This window comes from Chromobacterium sp. Ag138 (genome assembly GCF_055181315.1).
Map to the genome: position 1 here is coordinate 503,225 of NZ_JBUPWA010000001.1, position 23,807 is coordinate 527,031.

The following is a 23,807-nucleotide window of genomic DNA, read 5'->3' on the forward strand; positions in this document are numbered from 1 at the left end:
GCGCGGGGCGCCCAAGACCGTTGTCGCCGAGCTTGCCCCGCCTGTCGCGCGGCCCGTTCCGGCAGATGGACAGGCCGATGGAGGCTTGGAATCGCAATGCCGCCGGTTGTTGGCGGATGCCTTGTCCAGGCTGGTGAACATCCCGGTCGAAAGGCTGCGCGGCGATGTCGGCTTCGACCGCTACGGCATCGACTCCATTCTGCAGATCAGCCTGATCCAGTCACTGGAGCAGGCCGCCGGCGAGTTGTCGCGTACCATCCTGTTCGAATACAACACGATGGACCAGCTGGCAGGCTACCTGGCGGCGGAGCGCGGCGATGCCTTGCGCAAGCATCTCGGCGGCGCGGACACTCGTCGGTCCGAGCCCGCCTTCGCGCCCGTCGTTTCCGCCCGCAAGCCTCGCCTCGCCGCGATTTCTGCCGCGGAAACCACCGTCCTGGATGCCCGGCTTCCGGAGCGGGCGGCCCAGACGGTGAGCGGCGGCGGGCAGGACATCGCGATCATCGGCCTGGGCGGCCGCTACCCGATGGCGGATGAGCTGGATATCTTGTGGGATGCGCTGCGCGCCGGCGGCAACTGCGTCGGCGAAGCGCCGGCGCGGCGCTGGGCCGGATCGTTGACCGGCGCGGAGCCGTGGGCGGCGGAAAAACGCTACGGTGGTTTCCTGAACGAGGTGGATGGCTTCGATCATGCGCTGTTCGGCCTGACGGACGAGGAGGCGGGCAATCTTTCTCCCGAACTGCGGCAGATGCTGGAGGTGAGCTGGCGAGCTTTCGAGGATGCCGGCTACAGCCGCGACGCCATCGCCGGGCTGCAACGGCGCGATCCGGCCGGCGTAGGCGTGTTCGTCGGCTCGATGTACCACCAGTCGCCATGGGCTGAGAGCAGCCTGGAGCGGGCGGCGATCAAGTCCAATGTCACTGATTGGCAGATTCCGAACCGCATTTCCCATTACTTCGACCTCAAGGGCCCGAGCCTGGCGGTGAACTCCGCCTGCTCCAGCTCGATGACGGCTATCCATCTGGCCTGCCAGAGCCTGTCGCAGAACGATTGCGCGATGGCCTTGGCCGGCGGCGTCAACCTGATTCTGGATCCGTCCAAATACCGGACCCTGCAGCTGGCCAACTATCTGGGCAGCGGCGAGCTGAGCCGGGGCTTCGGCCAGGGCGACGGCATGATCCCGGGCGAAGGCGCCGGCATGGCGCTGCTGAAGCCGCTGGCCGCGGCCCTGGCCGACGGCGACCGCATTCTCGGCGTGATCAAGAGCTCCGGCGCCAATCATGGCGGCGGCAGGCAGCGGTACTCGGCGCCGGATATCGGGCAGCAGGCGCGGCTGATATCCGAGTCCATTCGCCGCGCGGGCTTGCGGCCGGAGCAGATCAACTGCGTCGAGGCGGCGGCCAACGGTTCCGAACTGGGTGACCCGATCGAAGTGGCCGCGCTGAAGAAGGCGTTCGGCGGCATCGCGCCGGCAAGCTGCGCGCTGGGGACCGTCAAGTCGAACATCGGCCATCTGGAGGCGGCATCCGGCATCTCGCAGCTGACCAAGGTTCTGTTGCAACTGCGGCATGGGGAGCTGGCGCCGTCGATCAATGCCCAGCCGCTCAATCCGCACATCAAGCTGGATGGCAGCGCCTTCCGGCTGCAGGAGCGGGCATCGCCGTGGCCGGCGCTGCCGGACGGCTCCGGCGGCGAACAGCCGCGCCGCTGCCTGATCAACTCCTTCGGCGCCGGCGGCAGTTACGCCAGCCTGGTGGTGGAAGAGGCTCCGGCCCCGCCGCCACGCCGCCAAAGCGACGGCGGCGAGCAAGTGCTGCTCTTCGCCGCGGCCAGCCGCAAGAGCCTGCGGGCTTATTTGGAACGCCTGCAGGCCTTTGTCGCCGGCCATCCCGATCTGAGCCTGACGGACCTGGCCTACAGCCTGGCCCTGCGCGACCGGCGGCTGGGCCATCGCGCCGCGGTCGCCGCCGCCAGCCTGGATGAAGCCCGCGAGCGGCTGTCCGCGCTGTTGTCCGACGGGGCTTTGCCCGACGGATGCTGGATTTCCGCTGCCGACGGCGTGGAGCCGGGCGGCGCCGACGCTTCGCCGGGCTCGCCGGCGGATATCGCCGCCGCCTATTGCCTGGGGGCGGAGTTTGACGCCGCGATGCTGCATCCGGCGGGCGGCAACCGGATTCCATTGCCGGGATACGCGTTCGAGCGCGCCGCGCCGGCGGCGGACGCCTCGATACCGCAACCATCGTTCGAAAGCCTGCTGTATCGCCGCATTGTCAGCGGGGAGCTGGACGCGGAGCAGTTCGAACGGCTGATCACCACCATCTGACGACTCATGGGGAACACGATGAACCACAAGCAAGATACGGCCGCGATGGCGGAAGGCCGCGAGGAGGCGACGCTGGGCGTGGCGTCCGCGCCGGAGGAAAAAGCGGATGCGGCGCGAGACGGCAGGCCGTTGAAAACGGCTCGTCCGGTCGCCGCCGGATTGGCGATGAAGGACGGCTTTCCCGTGATGCCGGGCCGGATTCCGCTATTGGGTCACGTGCACAAGATAGGACAGGACGCGCTGAGCGAGCTGCGCAAGGCGGAGGCGGCCTGCGGTCCGATGTTCTGGACCTATTTCGGTTCCAAGCTGCCGGTGCTGCAGATCTTGGACGAGGAGGGCCTGGCCATCCTGCAGAACAAGTACACCGACAATTCCTTTCTGCGCGAACAGATGCCGGTGATCACCGGCGAGGCGATGAACGCCTTCGACGGTCCCCGCCACCGCAACGCGCGTCGCGCGAGCATGGACGCTTTCTCGCCCAAGGGGCTGACCCGCGCCCAGGTGGGCCAGTTCATCGAGGAGACCATCGCCAAGCGGCTGAACAACTGGGCCGGCAAGGACAAGCTGGCGATCTTCCCGGAAACCAAGGACATCGCGTTGGAAGTGGTGTTCCGCATCATGGGCATAGAAACCAGCGAGCTGTCGCAGTGGCGCCGCCAGTATGAGGAGTTCTTCCTCGGGATGATCCCGTTGAAAGTCGACCTGCCGGGCTTCCCCGCCTGGCGCTGCCGCAAGGCGCGCGGCTGGCTGGAGGAGAAGGTGGGCCGCATCGTCGCCGACGCGCGGGCGCGCAGCGATCGAGACAGCATGGTCGGCGCGATGGTGTTCGGCCGCGACGACGACGGCAACGGCATGTCCGAAGTGGAGCTGGTCCACAACATCCTGGGGCTGGGCTTCGCCGGCTCCGAAACCACGGCCGCGGTGATGGCGTGGTCGGCGCTGATGCTGTCGCAGCATCCGGATGTCTGGCAGCGGCTTTGCGAGGAGGTGGTGGCGCTGGACCGCCTGCCGCACACTCAGGATGAGCTGTCCCGCCAGACGCCGCTGGCGGAGGCGATCTTCCGCGAGACCATGCGGCTCTATCCGCCGGCGCCGTTCGAAATGCGCAAGACGCACACCGAGTTCGACATGATGGGGCGCAAGGTGCCGGCCGGCACGATGGTCGGCGTCAGCCTGCTGCACGTTTCCCGCAATCCGGAGCGCTACCCGGAGCCGGACCGCTGGCTGCCGGACCGCTGGCTGGGCGTGGACCGGGCGTTGAGCCAGGTGGAGACCTGCCAATTCGGCGGCGGTCCGCACGCCTGTCTCGGCCGCCATGTCGCCGCGCTGGAGATCACGCTGTTCATCGCGATGCTGGCGCGCGAGCTGGGGCCCAAGGGCATCGCGCCCAAGCTGGCCGGCAAGATGCCGCCGCCGGCTTACCTGCCGTTCCTGAGGCCGTCGAACAAGGCCTTCCTGAACCTGACCGGCCGCTGAGCGGCGGCCAGGGGAAAATCGATTCGGACAGCGCCCGCCAAGCGCGCGCCAGAGAGTGAAGAAGACAGTGGATAGTCAAATCAGGGTTCTGCACCGCAAGATACAAGCGCAAGAGATCAGCGTCGAAGAGGCCGCCAGGGAGTTTGAGAAAATCCGGGCGGGCATGCGTTTCGGCCATGAGGAGCGGGCGATCCAGCCGCCGCCGGGGAGCGGCAATCCGGCCCCGACCGCTGTCTATCGCTACGACGAGCCCTATTTGCGGGATCACCAGTTCAGTCGGCGGCGCATCCTGCTGGGTCTGACCTATGCCAGCCTGGCGCTGGAGCATGGTCGGGCCCAGCTGGCCGAAGGCGAGGCGTTGCGCCTGAAAAACCTGCTGTTCGCCGAGCCCGTCGCGCTGGACGAGGGACAGGCGCTGGAAGTGGCGTTGCGCGCCGGCGCGGCGGGCGGCGCGGCGTTCGAGGCGGTTTGCCGTCATGCCGCTTCCCTGCCGTGGCGGCAAGCGGCGGGCGGCGAGCTCCATGCCGTCGTCGCCCGCGCCGAGAGCGCGGACCTGGAGCGGCTGATGGCGGGGATGGAGGCTGTCGAGCCGCTGGACGCCATTTACCGGATCAGCGAGCAAATCCACGTCGGCGACAGCTACCGCACGCTGCGGGCGCTGCGTCGGCGGCCGAGTGGCCGCGAGGCGTTCGCCCGGGTGGCGTTGGGCGAGGCCGAGGCGGCAGATCGCCGCTACGGCCTGCATCCCTTGCTGCTCAACAGCGCCTTCCTGGCGTTGATCCCGTTGCTGGCGGATGAGCGGCTGGCCGGCAACTTCATTCCATTCGGCGTGAAATCGCTGACCCTCCACCGCTGGCCCGCGCCGGCGTCGGGCTGGCTGCATGTCCGGCTGGAGAAGAATTCCGGCGAACTGGTGCTGTTCGACGCCGAGCTGTACGCCGACGACGGCCAACTGATCGTCGAACTCAAGGGCGGCATGCTGAAGCGCTTGCGGCGAGAGGCGCTGGTCGCGGACGGCCGCAGCATCGAGGATTACCTGTTTTCCCTGTTGCGGGAGCTGGGCGCCGAGGGGATAGGCCGCAAGCAGCGCCTGCGGAATCTGATGGATCTGGGGCTGGAGTCCGGGCAGTTGGTCGAGTTGGCGCGGCGCATCGCCGGCGAAGTGAAGATGGAGCTGGAGCCGACGCTGTTCTTCGAATATCCGAACATCGCCGAACTCGCGGATTTCCTGCAGCGGGAGCATGGCGCCGCGTTCGCTTCGCTGGCGGCGGGACAGATCGCGCAACCCGACGCCGCCGCCATTCCGCCTGTCGCGCCGGCCGCCGCGCCGTCAAGGGCGCGCGCGGACGCCGGGGAGGAGCGCGACATCGCCATCATCGGCCTGCAGGGCCGCTTCGGCGAGGCAGACGATCTGGAGCAGTTCTGGCTCAATATCTGGCAGGGACGGGAGCTGATCAGGGAAGTGCCGGCGGATCACTGGGAGGTCGGCCCCTGGTTCGATCCCGATCCGGACGCGCATGACCGCACTTATTCCAAGTGGGGCAGTTTTATCCGTGACGTGGACAAGTTCGACGCCGATTTCTTCAACATGTCGCGACGCGAAGCGCAGTGGATGGACCCTCAGGTGCGGTTGCTGCTGCAAGGCGCTTACTCGGCGGCCGAGCACGCAGGCGCGATCCCGCGCCTGCGCGGCAGCGACACCGGTGTCTTCATCGGCTCCTGCTTCAACGAGTACTTGGACAAGATCAGCGAACTTGGCCTGCCGATGGACCCCTACATCGCCACCGGCAGCGGCGCTATCGCCGCCAACCGAATTTCTTTCTGGTTCGACCTCAAGGGGCCGAGCCTGATGTTCAACACCGCCTGCTCATCGTCGCTGGTGGCGCTGCACGCGGCCTGCGTTTCGCTGCGCAACGGCGAATGCGGCATGGCTCTGGTCGGCGGCAGCAACCTGCTGCTGTCGTCCTGGCATTACCGCTATTTCTCGGCGATCCGCGCTTTGTCGCCAACCGGGCGCTGCCACACTTTCGACGAGCGGGCGGACGGCTACGTGCCCGGAGAATGCGTGGCGATGTTGCTGCTGAAGCCGCTGTCGAAGGCGCTGGCCGACGGCGATCCCATCCACGGGATAATCAAGGGATCGGCGGCGCTGCATGGCGGCTACACGCCGTCGCTGACCGCGCCCAGCGTGGCCGGCGAGGAGAACGTGATCGCGCAGGCCTGGCAGAACGCCGGCATTGATCCACGCAGCCTGGGTTATATCGAGGCCCACGGCACCGGCACCAAGCTGGGCGACCCTATCGAGATCAACGCGCTGAAGCGCGCCTTCGCCCGCCATACCGCCGATGTGGGCTTCTGCGGCATCGGCTCGGTGAAGGCCAACATCGGCCATGCCGAGGGCGCGGCCGGCATCGCCGGCGTGCTCAAGGCGCTGCTGCAGATCCGCCACCGCAAGCTGCCGGCGCTGGCTGGTTTCCAGCGGCGCAACCCGCATATCCGGCTGGCGGATTCCCCGCTGCGGATCGACACCGAAGGCGCAGACTGGCCGGAACAGACGGAGCCGCGCCGGGCCGGAGTCAGCTCCTTCGGTTTTTCCGGCGCCAATGCCCACGCGGTGCTGGAGGAGTACCGAGAAGGCCGCGTATTCGCCGTCCACCGCGGGGGGGCGGTGCTGGTTCCGTTGTCCGCCCGCAACCCAGAGCGTTTGCGGGAACAAGCCGAGCGCCTGCTGAACCATTTGGGGCGGCATGCGCCGGATTTGGCAGCGGTGGCGTACACGCTGCAAACCGGGCGCGAGGCGATGGCCGCGCGCGCGGCGTTCCTGGCCGAAAGTCTGGATGGGCTGCGGCGGCAGCTGCAAACCTTCATCAATGGCGGAAACAGCGAGGATTTCGGCGCAGCGCGGATCACCGCCGAAGCGGCCTTGGCCGCAGGCGATCTGAGCCAGCTGGCGGCGCTGTGGCTGGCCGGCGGCGAGGATGGGGCCGAAATAGACTGGTCCCGCCTGTACGGTTCGGGTCTTATGCCGGCGAAAATCGAACTGCCCACATACCCCTTCGCCCGGCAGCGCTACTGGCTGGAAACGCCGGAAGCGGACGGCGAGAGCGCCGCTGCGTCGACGGTGGTCTGTTACGCCGAGCGATGGGCGGAGGCCGGGGAGCCCGAGGCCGGCGTCGCGCCGGCGCGGGTGATCTGCCTGCTGGGCGATCAGGGGTTGAGGACAACGCTGGCCGAGGCGCTGGCAGAACTGAACCCGCGGGCGGAGCTGGTTTTCGTCGCGGCGGGCGAAAGCCACGGGCGGGACGCCGATGGCCACTATCAAGTGAACGCCGGCGACCCGGCGCGGCTGGAGGAAGGCCTGCGCCGGATTCTGTCCGAAACTGGCGGCGGCCGGGTGCTGTACCTGTGGAGCATGGATGATGCGCGCTGGCTGCGGGATGGCGGGGCGATTCTGGCCTTGCTGAAGGCGGTCGGCGGAGCGGCCAAAGTGGATCGCCTGTTGTTGGCCGGGCGGGCGGAAGATGCGCTGGCGCGTTGCCATCTGGAATCCTGGATCGGCGTCGAGCGCTCGCTGGGCGCGGTGCTGCCGGGTTGCCCGGTCGAGGTGGCGATGGACCTGCCGCAAGAAGAAGCCGACGATGGCCGCTGGCTGCGCCGCTTGCTGCGCCAGCTTGGCGGTGCGGCGGCCGGCAGCCGCGCCTACCATGACGCTGCCGCGTTGAGGCCGCTGCTGGAGCCGGTCGGGCTTGAGCCGCAGCCATCGCCGTTGGCCCTGGAGCGGCTCGATACCGTATTGATCACCGGCGGGTTGGGCGGACTGGGGTTGTTGCTGGCCGCGGCGCTGGCCGAACGCGCGCGCAGCCGCGAGACCGGCGCGCTGACGCTGATTCTCAACGGCCGCTCGCCGCTGACCGCGGACAAGCAGGCGCGGCTGGAGTCGCTGCGCCATGACAAGTGTCGGGTTTTCCACATGCGGGCAGATTGCGCCGACGCGGGACAGCTGGCGGCGGCGCTGGCCGAAGTGCTGCCGCAAAGCGGACCGATAGACGGCTTGATCCACGCCGCCGGCTTGCAGGCCGGTGGCAGCGCGTTCGACAGCGCACCGGAGGCGTTCGACGCGGTGCTGCGGGCCAAGATCGATTCCGCGCAGGCGCTGGACCGGGCGCTGGCGGAACAGCCACTGCGGCTGATCTGCCATTTCAGCTCCAGCTCCGCGCAGTTGGGCGATATGGGCGCCTGCTGCTATGCGATCGCGAACCGCTTTCTGCAGGCCTACGCTGCCTATGCACAGGCTGGCCGAGCGGCCCGCGTGGTGGCGATCAATTGGCCTTTGTGGCGCGAGGGCGGCATGGCGGCGGGAGACCGGGGCGCGACAGAGCTTTATCTGCGGACCAGCGGCCTCCGCATGTTGGAGAGCGCCGAAGGGCTGGCGCTGCTGGACCGCGTCGTCGCTTCCGACGCCGGCCAAGTACTGGCATTGGCGGGGGAGCCGAAAAAGCTGCGGCGGCTGGTGGCCTCGGTCAACCAGACGGCGCGCCGGAATGGCGCGCCGTCTGCCGAGCTGCCGGAGTCGCGTGAGTTGGCGCGCGCACGGCCGGAACTCAAGGGTTTGAGCCTGGAGCAGGCCTTATTGTGGGATCTGCGCGATCTGGCCAGCCGGCCACTGAAAGCGGAGCGGCACGCGCTGGATGAAAACGCCAACCTGGCCGACTTCGGTTTCGACTCCATCAGCCTGGCCGAGTACGCCGTCCTGCTCAGCCGGCATTTCGGCCTCGCGTTGACGCCCGAACTGTTTTTCAGCCATTCCACGTTGGCCAGGATAGCCGCCCATTTGCTGGAGCGTCATCGTCCGGCGGTAGAGGCGCGCTATCTGGCGGAGGCGAAGCCGGCCGGCCGGCCGTCGCCCGCGCCGGCGCCGGCGCTGCCGGCGGTTTCCGCTTCCGCGCAGACAAGGCAGGACCGCGGGGCCATCGCGGTGATCGGCGTCAGCTGCCGGGTTTCCGGCGCGCGCGACGCGGACGAAATGTGGCGGGCGTTGGCCGAGGGCGTGGACCGGGTTGGGGAGATTCCGCCGGAGCGGTACGACTGGCGCGACTACTACGGCGACCCGCGGCAGGACCCGGGCAAGACCCGCTGCATCTGGATGGGCAGCGTGCCCGGCGTGGACGAGTTCGATCCGCTGTTTTTCGAAATCTCGCCGCGGGAAGCGAGGAATATGGACCCTCGGCAGCGGCTGCTGCTGCAGGAAGCCTGGAACGCGCTGGAGGACGCCGCCATCGGACCGCGCCATCTGGCCGAGCAGCGGGTCGGCATGTTCGTCGGCGTGGAAGAGGGCGATTTCCAGCGCCTGGCCGGCGAGGAGAGCCTCACCTCTGGCCATAACGGCATCCTGGCCTCCAGGCTGGCTTATTTTCTCGATCTCACCGGGCCGACGATGGCGATCAACACCGCCTGCTCGTCGGCGCTGGTCGCGCTGCATCAGGCGGCGTCCAGTCTGCGCAACGGTGAGTGCGAGATGGCGATCGCCGCCGGCGTCAATCTGGTCTTCTCGCCGGACGCCTTCATCGGCATGACCCAGGCCGGCATGCTGTCGCCGGACGGCAAATGTTTCGCCTTCGACGCCAGGGCCAACGGCATGGTGCCTGGCGAGGCTGTGTGCTGCGTGGTGCTCAAGCCGCTGGAGCGGGCCGAGGCCGACGGCGACCGCATCTACGGCGTGCTGCGCGGCAGCGGCGTCAACTACGACGGCAAGACCAACGGCATCACCGCGCCCAGCGGGGCATCGCAACAGCGCCTGCTGACAGACGTCTACCGGCGCGCGGGCATCGCGACCGAGTCCATCGAATACATCGTCACCCATGGCACCGGCACCCAACTGGGCGACCCAGTGGAAATCAACGCGCTCAACGATGCGTTTCGCGGCAACCGGCCCGGCCATTGCGCGCTGACCTCGACCAAGACCAATTTCGGCCACACCTTCGCCGCTTCGGGGCTGGTCAGCGTGATCGGCCTGCTGCAGGCGTTCCGCCACGAAACCATTCCGGCCAGCCTGAATTGCGAGCGCGGGAACGACTACATCCAGTGGAGGGACAGCCCGTTCTACGTCAACACGTCCAACAAGCCCTGGCCTAGAGGCGCTAGCGAACGCCTCGGCGCGGTCAGCGCCTTCGGCATGAGCGGCACCAACGCGCACGCGGTGCTGGAGAGCTATGGCCGCGAGCCAGACTGCGCGCCGTTCAGGCGGTCCTGCTACCTGCTGACGTTGTCGGCCAAGACCTCCGAAGCGTTGCGCGAACGCGTGGAAAGACTGGCGGACGCGCTGGAGTCGGGCGCTTACGGCGACGGATGGCTGCCGTCGATCAGCCTCACGCTGCTGGAAGGGCGCCATCCGTTCCGCCATCGTCTGGCGGTGGTCGCGGCGGACCTGGAAGAAGCCTGCTATGCGCTGCGGCAGCATCTGGCCGGCGAGCGGCGTCCCAATCTGTTCACTGGCGAAGTGGACCGCGGGTTCGCGCCGCAGAAAACCTTGTCGCGCTATGTCGACCAGTTGCTGGACGACAGCCGCGCCGCCGGAGAGGGCGAGGCGCGGGAGGCGTTGGCGGCGTTGGCAGACTTTTACCGCCAGGGCTACGACATCGATGGGCGTCGGCTGTTCTCCGAGGCTGGAAGCCGCGCCGCGCCGCCGCGGCTGTCGCTGCCGGGCTACCCGTTCGCCCGTGAGCGCCATTGGCCGGAGCCGCGCGAGAGCGTCCGGCTTTCGACTGCCGTAGGCGGAGAGCGGCTGCATCCGCTGCTGCACCGCAACGCGTCGACGCTGGCCGGGCTGCGTTTCGCCAGCCGTTTCACCGGCCGCGAAGCGTTCCTGGCCGACCACCGCATCGGCGACCAACTGGTCTTTCCCGGCGCGGCCTATCTGGAACTAGCGCGCGAGGCGGCCGTGCGGGCCAGCGAATTGCCGCCTGGCCGGGTGGCGCTGAGCAATGTGGCATGGCTGCGGCCGCTGGTTTTTCCAGTCGGCGGCGGCGCCGAAATCGAATTGTTCTGCGAATTGGAGAAAAAAAGCGAGGATCGCCTTTCGTTCCGGATTTTCAGCGCGGCCGGCGCGGAGGAGCGGGTGCATGCGCAAGGCGATGCGGCGTTGGCGGCCGTCGACGCGCCGGCGCCGCTTGTCGATTTGCCGGCGCTGGCCAAACGTGGCGGGGACGAGCGCGACGCGGAGGCTCTATACCGCGATTTTGAGGCGTTGGACGTCCACTACGGCCCGACCTTTCGCGCGGCCGGCCATATCCGCGTCGGCGGCGGCCTGGCGATCGGCCAATTGAGCTCGGAGGCGCTGGACCCGCAGCAAGAGGGCGCGTTGTTGCCGCCGGGGTTGCTGGATAGCGCGCTGCATGTCGCTTCCTCGCTGGGCGTGGGCGGCAGGGGCGGTTCCGGACCGGCGCTGCCTTTCGCGTTGGAGAGCCTTCGGTTGCATGGGGAGCCGGCCGGCGCGTGGCGAAACGGTCCGCTGACCGTCGTCGCCGAATACGGCGAAGCGGCCGCCGGCGGCACGATGGAAAAGATCAACCTGCGCATCTGCGACGGAGCCGGCGTTTGCCTGGCAGAGCTGCGGGGCTTCAGCTCGCGCAGGCTGGCGGGCGTAGCGCCTGCTGAGGCGCTGGTTGAGCCGCTCGCCGACGAAGCGTTGGCCAGCCTGATCCGCGCGCCGTTCTGGCAGCCGCTGGATGATGCGGGCGAGAGTTTGCCGGCGGCCGCGCGGCCGCGGCTGTTGTTGCTTGGCTTGCCTGCCGCCGTGGTATCCCGCGCGCGCCAGGCGTTCGGCGACAACGTGGACGCGCTGCCCGGCGAGCCGGGAGACAACGGCGCGGCGGCCTACCGCGCGGCCGCGCTGGCGCTGTTCGAGCGGCTGAAGGAACAGCGCAGCGGCTATCTGCAGCTTTTCGTCGGCCAGGAGCCGGATGATCTGCGCATGATGGCGCTGGACGGGATGCTGCAAAGCGCGATGCTGGAGAACGGCGAGTTGAAGGCGCGGCTGGTGGCGCTGGACCCGGCGATGGGCGAGGCGGCTCTGCTCGGCGCGATGGCCGAGCAGAGCCGCCGGCACCGGCCGGAGGCGGTGCGCGTCTTCCCCAGCGGCAGCCTGTACGGCAGGCGATGGCGCGAACTGGATGACGGCGACGCGCGCGAAGCGGCGCAGCGGTTCCGCGACGGCGGCGTCTATGCGGTCACCGGCGGCGCGGGCGGGTTGGGGATGATTCTCGCCAAGCACATCGCCGACAGCTGCCGCGCGCCGATTCTCTGCCTGGCGGGACGATCGGAGCATCCGTCACCGCAAGCCACGCGCGACATCGCGGCGCTGCGGGCGAACGGCGCTCGGGTCGATTACCATTCGCTGGACGTAGCGGACGCCGGGGCGACGGCCGAATGGGTAGCCGGCATCCGCGCCGAGCATGGCGCGCTGCACGGGCTGATCCACGCAGCGGGCGTGATCCGCGACGGCATGCTGATCAACAAGAGTGCGGACGAGTTTGCGCAGGTGCTGGCGGCCAAGGTGGCCGGCGTGGAGGCGCTGGACCAGGCGATAGGCGACAGGCCGCTGGATTTCCTGCTGTGCTGCTCGTCGCAGTCGGCGATGGGCAATCTGGGGCAGGCGGACTACGCCGCCGCCAACGCCTACATGGATGCCTTCATGCATCGCCGCCAGGCTCTGGCCGCGGACGGCAAGCGCAAGGGGCGTTCGCTCAGCGTCAACTGGCCGCTGTGGCGCGATGGCGGCATGCGGCTGCCGCAGGTGATCGAGCAGCAGATGCGCCGCCGCTTCGGCATCGCGCCGTTGCCGTCGCGAGACGGCGTCGAGTGTCTGCACAGCGCCTTGGCTTCGGTAGGCGCCCAGGCCTGGGTGGTCTACGGCGAGGCGTCGCGGCTGTCGTCCATCGGCGTGCCCGGCGTTTCCGGTTCGATGCCGGCCGCGCCGGCGCCGAACCTCGACGCGGCCAATGTCGACATCGACGAGGGCGAACTGCGGCGGCGGATTACGGACTTCATCGCCGGCATCGTCGCCGAGGTGGCGCAGATATCCTCGGAGAAGATCCACCCGGAGGAGAAGTTCGAGGCCTACGGTTTCGATTCCATCATGGCGGTGGGCGTCACCCAGGCGCTGGAGGAGCATCTTGGGCCCTTGCCCAAGACCTTGCTGTTCGAGCATGTCAATATCGCGCGCATGGCCGATCATTTCGCGGCGAAGCACCGCGCGACGTTCGCGGCGATGTTCGGCGGCAAGAGGGCGCAAGAATCTCCCGCGGCCGCTTCGGAAGATCCGCGGTGGACCGCGCCGGAATCCGTCGCACCGGTTGGGTCGCCCGCAGCCGCGGAGTCGGATGAGGATTCGCGCAACCATATCGCGGTGATCGGTCTGGGCGGCTACTACCCGGGCGCGGACGATATCGACCAGTTGTGGCGCAATCTGGCGGCCGGCGTCGACTGCATGGGCGAGTTTCCGGCCGAGCGCTGGGACCATGGCAGGATCTATTACAAGAACCGCTCGGTGCTGGGCAAGACCACTTGCATCAACGGCTCTTTCATCGCCGACGTCGACAAGTTCGACTACGGCTATTTCAAGATGCCCAAGGTCTACGCCGACCACATGTCGCCGGAGGTCAGGTTGTTCTTGCAGGTCGCCGTGCATGCCTTCGAGGACGCCGGCTACTCTCGCGAAACCATGCAAAGCCGATATGGCGGCGACGTGGGCGTGCTGGTCGGCACCATGGCCAACGACTACCACTACTACGGTTTCGAGCGCAATGTATTCCGCGGCGCGATGGCGTCGGGTTCCGGCATGGCCACCATTCCGATGACCGTTTCCTACTTCTACGGTCTGACCGGCCCCAGCCTGTTCATCGACACCATGTGCTCGTCGTCGTCCACCTGCATCCACACCGCCTGCCAGATGCTCAAGCACGACGAAACCCGGATGGTGCTGGCCGGGGGGCTCAACCTGATGTATCACCCGTACACCACGGTGAATACTTCGCAGGGCAACTTCACCTCGATCACCTCCACCTCGGTCAACAGCTATGGGGTGGGAGCCGACGGCACGGTGATAGGCGAGGGCGTGGGCGCGGTGCTGCTCAAGCGCCTGGACCGGGCGATCGCCGACCGCGACCGCATCTACGGCGTGATCAAGGGCTCGGCGATCACCAACGCCGGCGAGCGCAACGGCTTCAATGTGCCGAATCCCGAGCTGCAAACGCTGGCAATCCGCCAGGCGCTGGAACAGGCCAACGCGCATCCGGCCACGATTTCCTACGTGGAAGGCCATGGCTCCGGCACCAAATTGGGCGATCCCATCGAGGTGCTGGGGCTCGCCAACGCCTTCCGCCGGGAAACCGACGACAAGCAGTTCTGCCACCTTGGCTCGATCAAGTCTAATATCGGCCACCTGCTGGCCGCCTCCGGCATCGCCGGGCTGACCAAGGTGCTGCTCCAGCTCAAGCACGGCCAGATCGCGCCGTCCATCCACTCCGGCGAGCTCAACCACGACATCGATTTCGCTGACACGCCGTTCGTGGTGCCGCAGCGGCTGGTCGAGTGGCGGCGGCCCGAGCGGATGGTGGATGGGCGGTTGCAGGTGTTCCCCCGGCGCGCGGGCATCACCTCCATCGCCGCCGGCGGCATGAACGCCCACATGATCGTGGAGGAGTTCCCGGAGCCGTCAGACAGCGCGGGGGCCGCCACGGACGACAAGCTGGTCTTCGTGTTCTCGGTGCACAAGCTTTCTTTGCTGGCGGAGAACCTGACGGCCTTCCGCGACTGGCTGTCCGGCGACGACGCGGCGTTGTCCCGCGTCGCCCATACCCTGCAGGCGGGGCGCAACAATCTGCGCAACCGCCTGGCGATCCGCTGCCGCAGCCGAGAGGCGTTGCTGGACGCGCTGGATGCCTGCATCGAGGGCGGCTATCGCGCCGGCGGAGACTGCGAAATCCATTATCGCTTCCCGGAGAGCGGCGACGCGCGGCTGCCGGAAGTTGTCGGAGGCGATGAGCTGGCGGCGATGCTGGTCCGTTGGCTGGATGGCGACAACTGGGTGGACTGGTCCGGCCTTTACGCGCACAAGCCGCTGCCGGTCAGCCTGCCGGTCTACCGTTTTGAAAAGGCGCGCTGCTGGTATCTGGAAGATGGGGAAGAACCGTCCATTCTCGATCCGCAGATATTCCGGGCCCGGCCGCATCCGCTGGTGGAGGAAAGCGTGTCGACGCTGGAGCCGGAAGCGCGGTTCCGCGCCGGTTTCGCCGAGGCGGGCTTGCTCGATTATCTCTACCGTGACGGAGGCGGGCGTCGTTTCAGCGTATTCCATTTCGCGGACGCGGCGCTGGCGCTGCCGGAGTTGTCCGGACGCCTGTCCGGACGGCCGTTGTCGGTATCCTGCGCCTTCGAACACCACGTCGCCGACTGGTCGACGGTGAATGGGCTGGAATACCGGATGTATGAGGTGGAAGACGGCATGCTGGAGCTGGAATTCGAGCTGAGCCGGAACGGCGGCGAATGGACGGGCCTCGGCTTCGCGCTGGTCCGCCCGCGCCGCGACGGCGAAAGCTTCGCGCAGCTTCCGGAGGCGGTCCTCCAACTGCTTGGCGCCGGCTTGTCGCCAGACGGCGAGGCGGAGCGGCGGCTGACCCAGGCCGGCTATGACTTCACGCCCTATCTCGACGGCGAACTCGCGCTGAGAATAGGCCGCGACGGCCTGCTGCTGGCGGGACGCCGGCCGAAGCATCTGCATAATCACCGCGCGGCCGGGCTTGCGCTGCCGCCGCATCTGGCGACGGCCATCGACAAGGCGCTGATCCTGTTGCTGGACGAGCTGGGGCTGCCGAACGGCCGGGCCATCGTGCGCAATATCGACGGGCTGCGCAGCGACGGGCCGCCGGCGGACGGCTACTCGGTGGTCCTGTCCGATATCGCGCTTGCCGGCGACGAGCTGTCGCTTGGCTTGCGGGTGCTGGACGATCAGGCGCGCGTCCTCATTCAGGCGGACAGGATTCGCTTGTATCTGAGCCAACTGGAAAGGGAAGGCATCCGGCGCGATCACCGCTGGCTGTCGGCGGAAGAAAACGACGAGCCGGCTGCGGTAGCCTCCGCGGAGGGGCCGCAGCCTGAAATGGAGGAGCGCCAAGCAACGGCGCAGGAGAAGGCCGGGGGAGAGCTGGGGCGCGGAGAGCGGATGCTGGCCTTCATCCGGCAGGAATTGCGGGACAAGCTGGGCTTTTCGGAGCAGGAGGTCGGCGAATCGGCCCAGGTCCAGGACCTGGGACTGGACTCCATCATGGTGGTGCAGCTGACCGACAGCGTGAACAAGCGGTTCGGCACCCGGCTGATGCCGGATCTGTTTTACGAGAAGCGGCGGCTGGGCGAGCTGGCGGCGCGGCTGGACGCGGTCTGACCGCGGGAATCTGGCGTTCTGGCCCGGCTGACGCGTTGCCGGGTCGGGCGCGATGGCAAGGGCATTGGAAATCATGACAAAGAATCACGCAAACGACATCAGCCTGCCCAAGCAGGAGCGCGCCGGACGACGCCAGGTGGCGCGCGGCGCGGAAGGGCCGTCCGCCGCGGGCAAAGTGGCGATCGTCGGCTTTTCCGGCCGTTTTCCCGGGGCCGGCGACGCGCAGGCGTTCTGGCGCCTGTTGCGGGAGGAGCGTTCGGCGATAGGCGAGTTTCCATACTGGGATCTGCCGGGAATCGCCGAGCGCCGCCAACTGCGGGAAACGTTCGCTTGCCCCGGAGGCTTCATCAGCGATCCGCTGGCCTTCGACGCCGATTTTTTCAAGATATCGGCGCGCGAGGCCGAGGCGATGGACCCGCAGCACCGGCTGGCGCTGGAGCAGACCTGGGCGGCGCTCGAGGACGCGGGCATTCCGCCGCAAAGCCTGCGCGGCAGCGATACCGGCGTATATATCGGGATTTCCTCGGCGGACTACAGCGGCCTGCTGGCCCGAGCGGCGGCTGGCGCGCACGACGCCACCGGCAACGCGCACTCCATCGTCGCCAATCGCATTTCCTACCTGTTCGATCTTCACGGCCCCAGCGCTCCGGTGGACACCGCCTGCTCCAGTTCGCTGGTGGCGGTGCACCGCGCCGCGCGGTCCATTCTGAATGGAGAGTGCGCGCTGGCGATCGCCGGCGGCGTCAATCTCTGCTTCGAGCCCATGGTGTTCATCGGCGCAGCCAAGGCCGGGATGCTGAGCCCTACCGGGCTGTGCCGGACCTTTTCCGCGGAGGCGGACGGCTATGTGCGGGGCGAGGGCGTCGGCATCGTGGTGCTCAAGGATTACCGGCAGGCGCTGGCCGACGGCGACAATATCGCCGCGGTCATCGTCGGCTCGGCCGAAAACCACGGCGGCCACGCCAATTCGCTGACCGCGCCGAACCCCGGCGCTCAGGCCGATCTGATCCGGCAGGCCTGCCGCGGTGTGGACATCGACAGCATCGACTACATCGAGGTCCATGGCACCGGCACTCGTCTGGGCGACCCGATCGAGATCGGCGGCCTGAAGCAGGCGTTCTCGGAATTGGGGCGCAGCGGCGAGAGGCGCTGTTATCTGGGCTCGGTGAAAACCAATATCGGCCACCTGGAGTCCGCCGCCGGCGTCGCCGGGCTGATCAAGACCCTGCTGGCGCTCCGCCATGGCTACCTGCCCCGGAGCCTGCACAGCGAGCCGGCCAATCCCTATATCGACCTGGAGGGCGGCCCGTTCGAGGTGCTGCGCGAGGGCCGGGCTTGGCCCAGGCAGGCCGGCGCGCCGCGGCGGGCCGGGATCAGTTCTTTCGGTTTCGGCGGCGCCAATGCCCACGTGGTGCTGGAGGAGGCCGAACCGGCGCCCGTCGTCCCGGCAGGCGCCGCGGCGACGATGTTCCCGCTGTCGGCCCGGACGCCCGAGGCGCTGAGGGCGCGGGCGGAGCAATTGGTCGACCTTATCGAGCGGATTCCCGATCTTTCATTGCCGGCGCTGGCCGCCGGGTTGCAGCTGGGGCGGGAAGGGATGGAATGCCGGCTGGCGATCGCGGCGGACAGCCAGGATGGTTTGCTGGCCGGCCTCCGGCGCTATCTCGCTGATGACGGGGAAGCCGATCCCGCCGCGACACCCGCATCCGAGCTATCCCGCTGGCGCAGAGGGGAGCAGGTGGACTGGAGGGCGCTGTACCCGAATGGCCGCGCGCCGCGGTTGGCGTTGCCCACCTATCCGTTCCGCGGCGACCCATACTGGCTGGGCGGCGCCGCGGCCGAACCCCCGCGCCGAGCCGGGGTGGATGTCCTGCATCCGCTGGCGCAGCGCAACACCTCCGATCTGGCCGGGCTGCGCTTCAGCAGCCGCTTCGACGGCGGAGAGTTCTTTTTCGACCAGCACCGGGTCAACGGCGAGAAAGTGCTGCCCGGGGTCGCGTATCTGGAAATGGCTCGCGCGGCGATCGAGCTGTCGCTGGCCGGCGGCGAGACGCTGGCCAGGTTGAAGCATGTCGCCTGGCTGCGCCCGTTGCGCCATGATGGCGGCGAACTGGCGGTGGACATCGAACTGGAGCGCGGTGGTGACGGCGAGATCCGCTTCGAGGTGGTCGACGCGGCCGGCGTCAGCTATTGCCGGGGCGCTGCGGTGATAGGCGCCGCCGAGCCGCTGCCTGCAGTGGATGTTTCCGCCGTTTCGGCGGCCACGTCGGCGCGGAGCCTGGAGCCGGGGCAATGCTATCGCGTCTTCTCCGGCATGGGGCTGGATTATGGCGACGCTTTCCGGCGCATCCGCGCGATGCGCACGGGAGAGGGGCAGGCGCTTGCCGAATTGGCGGGGGCGGATGGCGAAGAGGCGCTGAGGCTGCCGCCCGGCTTGCTGGACGCCGCGCTGCAGTCGGCGCTGGGGCTGGCGCCGCTTGAGTCTGAAGAGCGGGATCCGGGCGCGATGGTGCCTTTCGCGCTGGATGCGGCGGTGCCGGGCAACCTCGATCTGCTGGCTGGAGATTGCCTCGTCTGGGTGCGTTATTCCGCTGGCCTCAGGCCGGGCCGGATCAGCAAGCTGGATGTGGACATTTGCGACAAACAGGGGCGGGTCGCGCTAGGCCTGCGCGGTTTTTCGTCGAGAAGGCTGGAAGGGAGAGAAACCGGCGCGCTGACGATGGCGCCGGTCTGGATCGACCGCCCGTTGGGCGTGGAAGCCTCCCGCGGATCTGCGGAGCGGCTGGTTCTGTTGGCCTCCGGCCTGGCGATGGCGTGCGATGCGCTGGCCGAGCGTTGCCGCACCCTTGAAGCCGGCAATGCTCGAGTCGCGGTTGATGTGTTGCCGGCTGCAGATGGCGATCCGGCCGCCGCGCTGAGCGCGTTGGCCGGCTTCCTGTTGGCCAGGCTGAAAACCTGCGGACGGGATTGCCTGGTGCAGCTGGTGGTGCCGGATGGCGGCGGGATGGAATCGTCGGCACCGGTATACGCGTCGCTGCACGCCCTGCTGAAAACCGCGCGCAAGGAGGGGCTGATCGCTGGCGGCCAGTGGGTCGGATTGGCGGGCGAAGCCAGCCCGGAATGGCTGGCGGCGCGCTTGCGCGAGGAGGCGGGCCAACACAGCGATCAAGTCCGCCTGGGCGCGGGCGGGCTGGCCGGACGCAGGGTATTGTCGTGGCGGGAGGCGGCGCTTGCGGATGACGGCCGCGCGCCCTGGCGCGAGGGCGGAGTGTACCTGCTGGCCGGCGGCGCGGGCGGGTTGGGATTGCTGTTGGCCGAAGCCATGGCCGGGGAGGCGAAAGGCGTTCGTCTGATTCTGGCCAGCCGTTCGGCCGGCCGGTTGCCGGATGCGGCATTGGAACGGATAGACGCCATGCGGTCGCAAGGCGCCGATGTGCGGCTTGAGGCGCTGGACGTGGCGGACGCAGCGGCGGTGGAGGCGCTGATCGGGCGCATCGAGCGCGAGTTCGGTGGCCTGGACGGCATCTTCCACTGCGCCGGGCTGCTGCGCGACGGCCTGCTGGCCGGCAAGAGCGAGGCGGATTTGCAGGCCGTGCTGGCGACCAAGGCGGCGGGCGCGCTGAATCTGGACCGGGCAAGCGCCCATCTGAGGCTGGACTGCTTCGCGCTGTTCTCGTCGCTGGCGGCGGTGATCGGCAATCCGGGCCAGGGAGACTACGCGCTGGCCAACGCGTTTCTGGACGCGTTCGCCGGCTGGCGCAACGCTCTGGCGGAGGCCGGACTGCGGCATGGGCGCGCGCTGTCGGTGAACTGGCCGTTGTGGCGCAACGGCGGCATGGGCATCGACGCGCGGCGCGAGCAGTGGATGGCCGAGCAGACCGGCATCCGGCCTTTGAGCGACCGGACCGGGCTGGGGCTGTTGCGCCGCGCGCTCGCCGATGCCGGCGCGCCCGAACGGCTGATGGTTCTGGAGGGCGATGCCGGCCGGATCCGCGCTTTCGTTGCCGATCTGGAATGGAAGGAGGAGGCGTCCGGCGCGCCACGGGAGCCGATGGCAAGGATTGGCGGCGATGCGCCGGATGACGAGTTGGCCGCAGCGGCTGTCCGCCATTTCAAGCAGCTGTTGTCGAAAATGCTGAAACGGCCGGTGGAGAAGATCGCCAGCGAAGGCTCGTTCGAACAGTACGGTGTGGATTCCATCATCTTGGCCGAACTGACCGCCGAGCTGGCGCGGGCATTCGGCTCGCTGCCCAATACCCTGTTGTACGAATACCAGACGGTGGCCGAATTGAGCGGCTATTTCGTCGACAAGCACCGCGCGGCGTTGCAGGGCCTGCTGTTCGGCGGCGCGGCCGCCAAGCCGGCGCAAGATCGCGAACCCGCGGCGGCGGCCCCGCGGCGGCGGAACTGGGAGCGAGCGGCCCGCCGCGTCGAGCGGACGGAAGCGCCCGCGCGCGAAGGACAGGAACTGGCCATCATAGGCTTGAGCGGCCGTTTTCCCGGCGCCGACGATCTGGACGCGTTCTGGCGCAGGCTGGCCGGCGGAGAGGACCTGATCCGCGAGGTGCCGGCCAGCCGCTGGGACCATGCCGCCTATTTCGACGAGCAGCGCGACAGCTTTGACAAGACTTACTGCAAATGGGGCGGCTTTCTGGACGGCGTCGAGGATTTCGATCCGCTGTTCTTCAACCTGTCGCCGCGCGATGCGGAAATCATCAATCCCAATGACAGGCTGTTCCTGGAAACGTGCTGGAACCTGCTGGAAGGCGCCGGGCTGACCCGGCAGAAGCTGAAGCGGCAGTACCGGCAGCAGGTGGGCGTGTTCGTCGGCGTGATGTATCAGCAGTACCAGGCGTTCCAATCCGACCTGGTGCGGGAATCGCTGGTATCGGTGAGCTCGCCAAGCGCGATCGCCAACCGGGTGTCTTATTTTTTCGACCTCCAGGGTCCCAGCCTTGCGCTGGACACCATGTGCGCGTCGTCGATTTCAGCCATCCACGCCGCGGGCGAGGCGCTGCGCAACGGCGATTGCCGGCTGGCGATCGCCGGCGGCGTCAACCTGACGTTGCACCCGAAGAAATACATAGGCTTGAGCGTGGGCAAGGTGCTGGGCAGCCATGCCGGCAGCCGCAGCTTCGCCGACGGCGACGGCTACCTGCCGTCCGAAGGGGTGGGCGCGGTGCTGCTCAAGACCTTGGCGGACGCGGAGCGCGATGGCGATCCCATCCTGGCGGTGATCAAGTCCACTGTGGTCAATCACGGCGGCCATACCCACGGTTTTTCCATGCCCAGCGCCAAGGCGCAGGCGGAGTTGCTGGAAGCCGGCTTCCGTCGCGCCGGCGTGGATCCGCGCACCATAGGCTATGTCGAGGCGGCGGCCAACGGCTCGGCGATGGGCGACGCCATCGAGCTGAGCGCGCTGAGCCGGGTGTTCGGCGAGGCCGGCGCCGCGCGGCAGTCGTGCGCGATCGGTTCGGTCAAGTCCAATCTGGGGCACGCCGAAGCGGCCTCGGGCATGTCGCAGCTGAGCAAGCTGGTGCTGCAGCTGCGGCACCGCCAGTTGGCGCCGTCCCTGTTGCTGGCGCCGCAAAATCCCAAGCTGGATTTCGCGTCCACGCCTTTCGCGCTGCAGCGCGAGCTGGCCGATTGGCCGCGCCGGACGGTGGAGACGCCGGATGGGCGGAGCGAATGCCCGCGGCGGGCCTGCCTCAGCGCTTTCGGCGCTGGCGGCTCCAACGCCCATCTGGTCATAGAGGAGTACCCGGCTCTGGAGCCAGTCCAGCCGCCAGCGGCCGGCGTGCTTTGCGTCGTGCCCTTGTCGGCCAAGACCGCGGGCGCGCTGCGCCGCGCCGCGGAGAGGCTGATGCACCATCTGGACGCCCATCCGGATGCGGGACTGGTCGATCTCGCCTACACCCTGCAAACCGGGCGGGAGGCGATGGAATGGCGGTTGGCCCTGCTGGCCGCCAGCCTGGAGGAGCTGCGCGCGACGCTGGCGAATATGCTGCGGGCTTGGGGGCCGGATCAGGGGCCGGCCGCGCTGGAGGCGCTGGACCTGCCCATCTGCCTGGGCAATGTGGACGAAGTGCCGGCCGCGACGGCCAGCCTGCTGTCCGGTCCCGGAGCGGAGGCGTTCGGCCTGGGCCTGATCGCCGCCGACGAACGGCGCCAGCTGGCTTTGTTCTGGACCCAGGGCGGCGAAGTGCCCTGGGTCCGGCTGGCGGAATATGCGGCCGGCGTTCGCCGTCCTGCGATCATTCCGCTGCCCACCTATGCGTTCGACAAGAAACGCTATTGGTTGACGCCTCCCGACGCGCAAGCCAAGACCGCGGCAATCGGAGAAGCCGCGCCGGCCGAGGCTTCCCGGGCAAATGAGCGGAGCGCGACCGGCGGCGAGCATGGCCTGCGTCTGTTGGCCGAGCTGCTGGGCATGCTTCCCGGCGAACTGTCCCCGGGCAAGCCGCTGGCAGCCTATGGCGCCGACTCCATCGTGATGGTGCAACTGGCGATGCGGCTGCAAACGGAAATGGATGCCGGACCGGTTTTGGCGGAGGTGATGGAGTGCGTGACCGTGCGGGACCTGATGGTGTTGCTTGGCGCGCGGGATAAGCAAGGCCCGGTGGGCGGAAGAGGGCAAAGTGGGCGCGGACGTTTTCTCGAACTGCAGCTGCTCAATGCGGAACGCCAGGGCAGGCCGGTGTTCTGGTTCCACGGCGCGCTTGGCGGCTGCGAAATCTACCAGCCCTTGGCGGCTCGAATCGAGCGTCCGTTTTACGGACTGCAGGCCCGCGGCTGGATGACCGAGCGGGCCCCGTTGCAGGGTATCGCCAAGATGGCTGCCTATTACGTCCAGGCCATCCAGTCGGTGCAGCCGCATGGCCCTTACGATCTGGGCGGCTATTCGCTGGGCGGCATGCTGGCCTATGAAACCGCGCGCCAGTTGCAGGAGCGGGACGAGACGGTGAAGACGCTGGTGATGCTTGACTCCCCGGACGTCACCGGCGAACGCTGCGCCAAGCTGGCCGACGCCACCCGCGTGCTGCAGGCTGTGAACATGGCACTGCAGATGACGATAGCCGACGAGCCGGAGCGCTTCGCCGAGGTGCTGATCCGCCGCGACGAAGTGGACGCGTCGCTGCCTTTGCCGGAATACCGGCTTCGTTTGACGGCGCTGGCGCGGAAGCGGGGGTTGAAGATGGACGACAAGCGGTTGGGGCGGATGGTTGAGCAGTCCGCGCGGATACAGGATGGATATCAGGTGGAGCAATACCGGATCCAGCCCTTGCCGCGCGCGGAAGAGGTGGATTGCTATTACTTCCGCAACGCCGGCGGATGGTGGCTGGGGGCGCTGGAGCCGTATTTCTCCATCGACGACAGCGAATTCGCCGCGTTCAACCACTCCGATTATTGTCAGAAGTGGCGAGAGCAACTGCCCAGGTTCGTGCTGCGGGACGTGCCCTCGTCCAATCACATGACTTTGTTGAGTGAGTCGGAACCGTTCGAAATCATCGCCGAGTTCTGCAGCGGGCTGTATACGCAGGAGCGGATGGAGAATGTCCAGGTCTGACCCGC

4 protein-coding genes are annotated in these 23,807 nt (G+C 68.1%); all 4 read left to right on the forward strand.

Translation table 11 applies throughout. From position 1 onward, the window contains the following. On the forward strand, window positions 1–2,323 hold a 2,323-nt coding region (locus ACY3GB_RS02310; protein ID WP_463087301.1), incomplete at its 5' end, for a beta-ketoacyl synthase N-terminal-like domain-containing protein. Between the two features lie 18 nt (window positions 2,324–2,341). After that, the gene (locus ACY3GB_RS02315) at window positions 2,342–3,799 is read left to right on the forward strand and encodes a cytochrome P450 (RefSeq protein ID WP_463087302.1); all 1,458 of its coding nucleotides are present in this window, start codon (window positions 2,342–2,344) and stop codon (window positions 3,797–3,799) included. Between the two features lie 67 nt (window positions 3,800–3,866). Beyond that, window positions 3,867–16,235: an SDR family NAD(P)-dependent oxidoreductase gene (locus ACY3GB_RS02320; protein WP_463087303.1), complete on the forward strand. Its 12,369-nt coding sequence runs from the start codon at window positions 3,867–3,869 to the stop codon at window positions 16,233–16,235. A gap of 73 nt (window positions 16,236–16,308) precedes the next feature. Further along, the gene (locus tag ACY3GB_RS02325; protein ID WP_463087304.1) at window positions 16,309–23,802 is read left to right on the forward strand and encodes an SDR family NAD(P)-dependent oxidoreductase; all 7,494 of its coding nucleotides are present in this window, start codon (window positions 16,309–16,311) and stop codon (window positions 23,800–23,802) included. The last annotated feature ends 5 nt before the right edge of the window (window positions 23,803–23,807 follow it).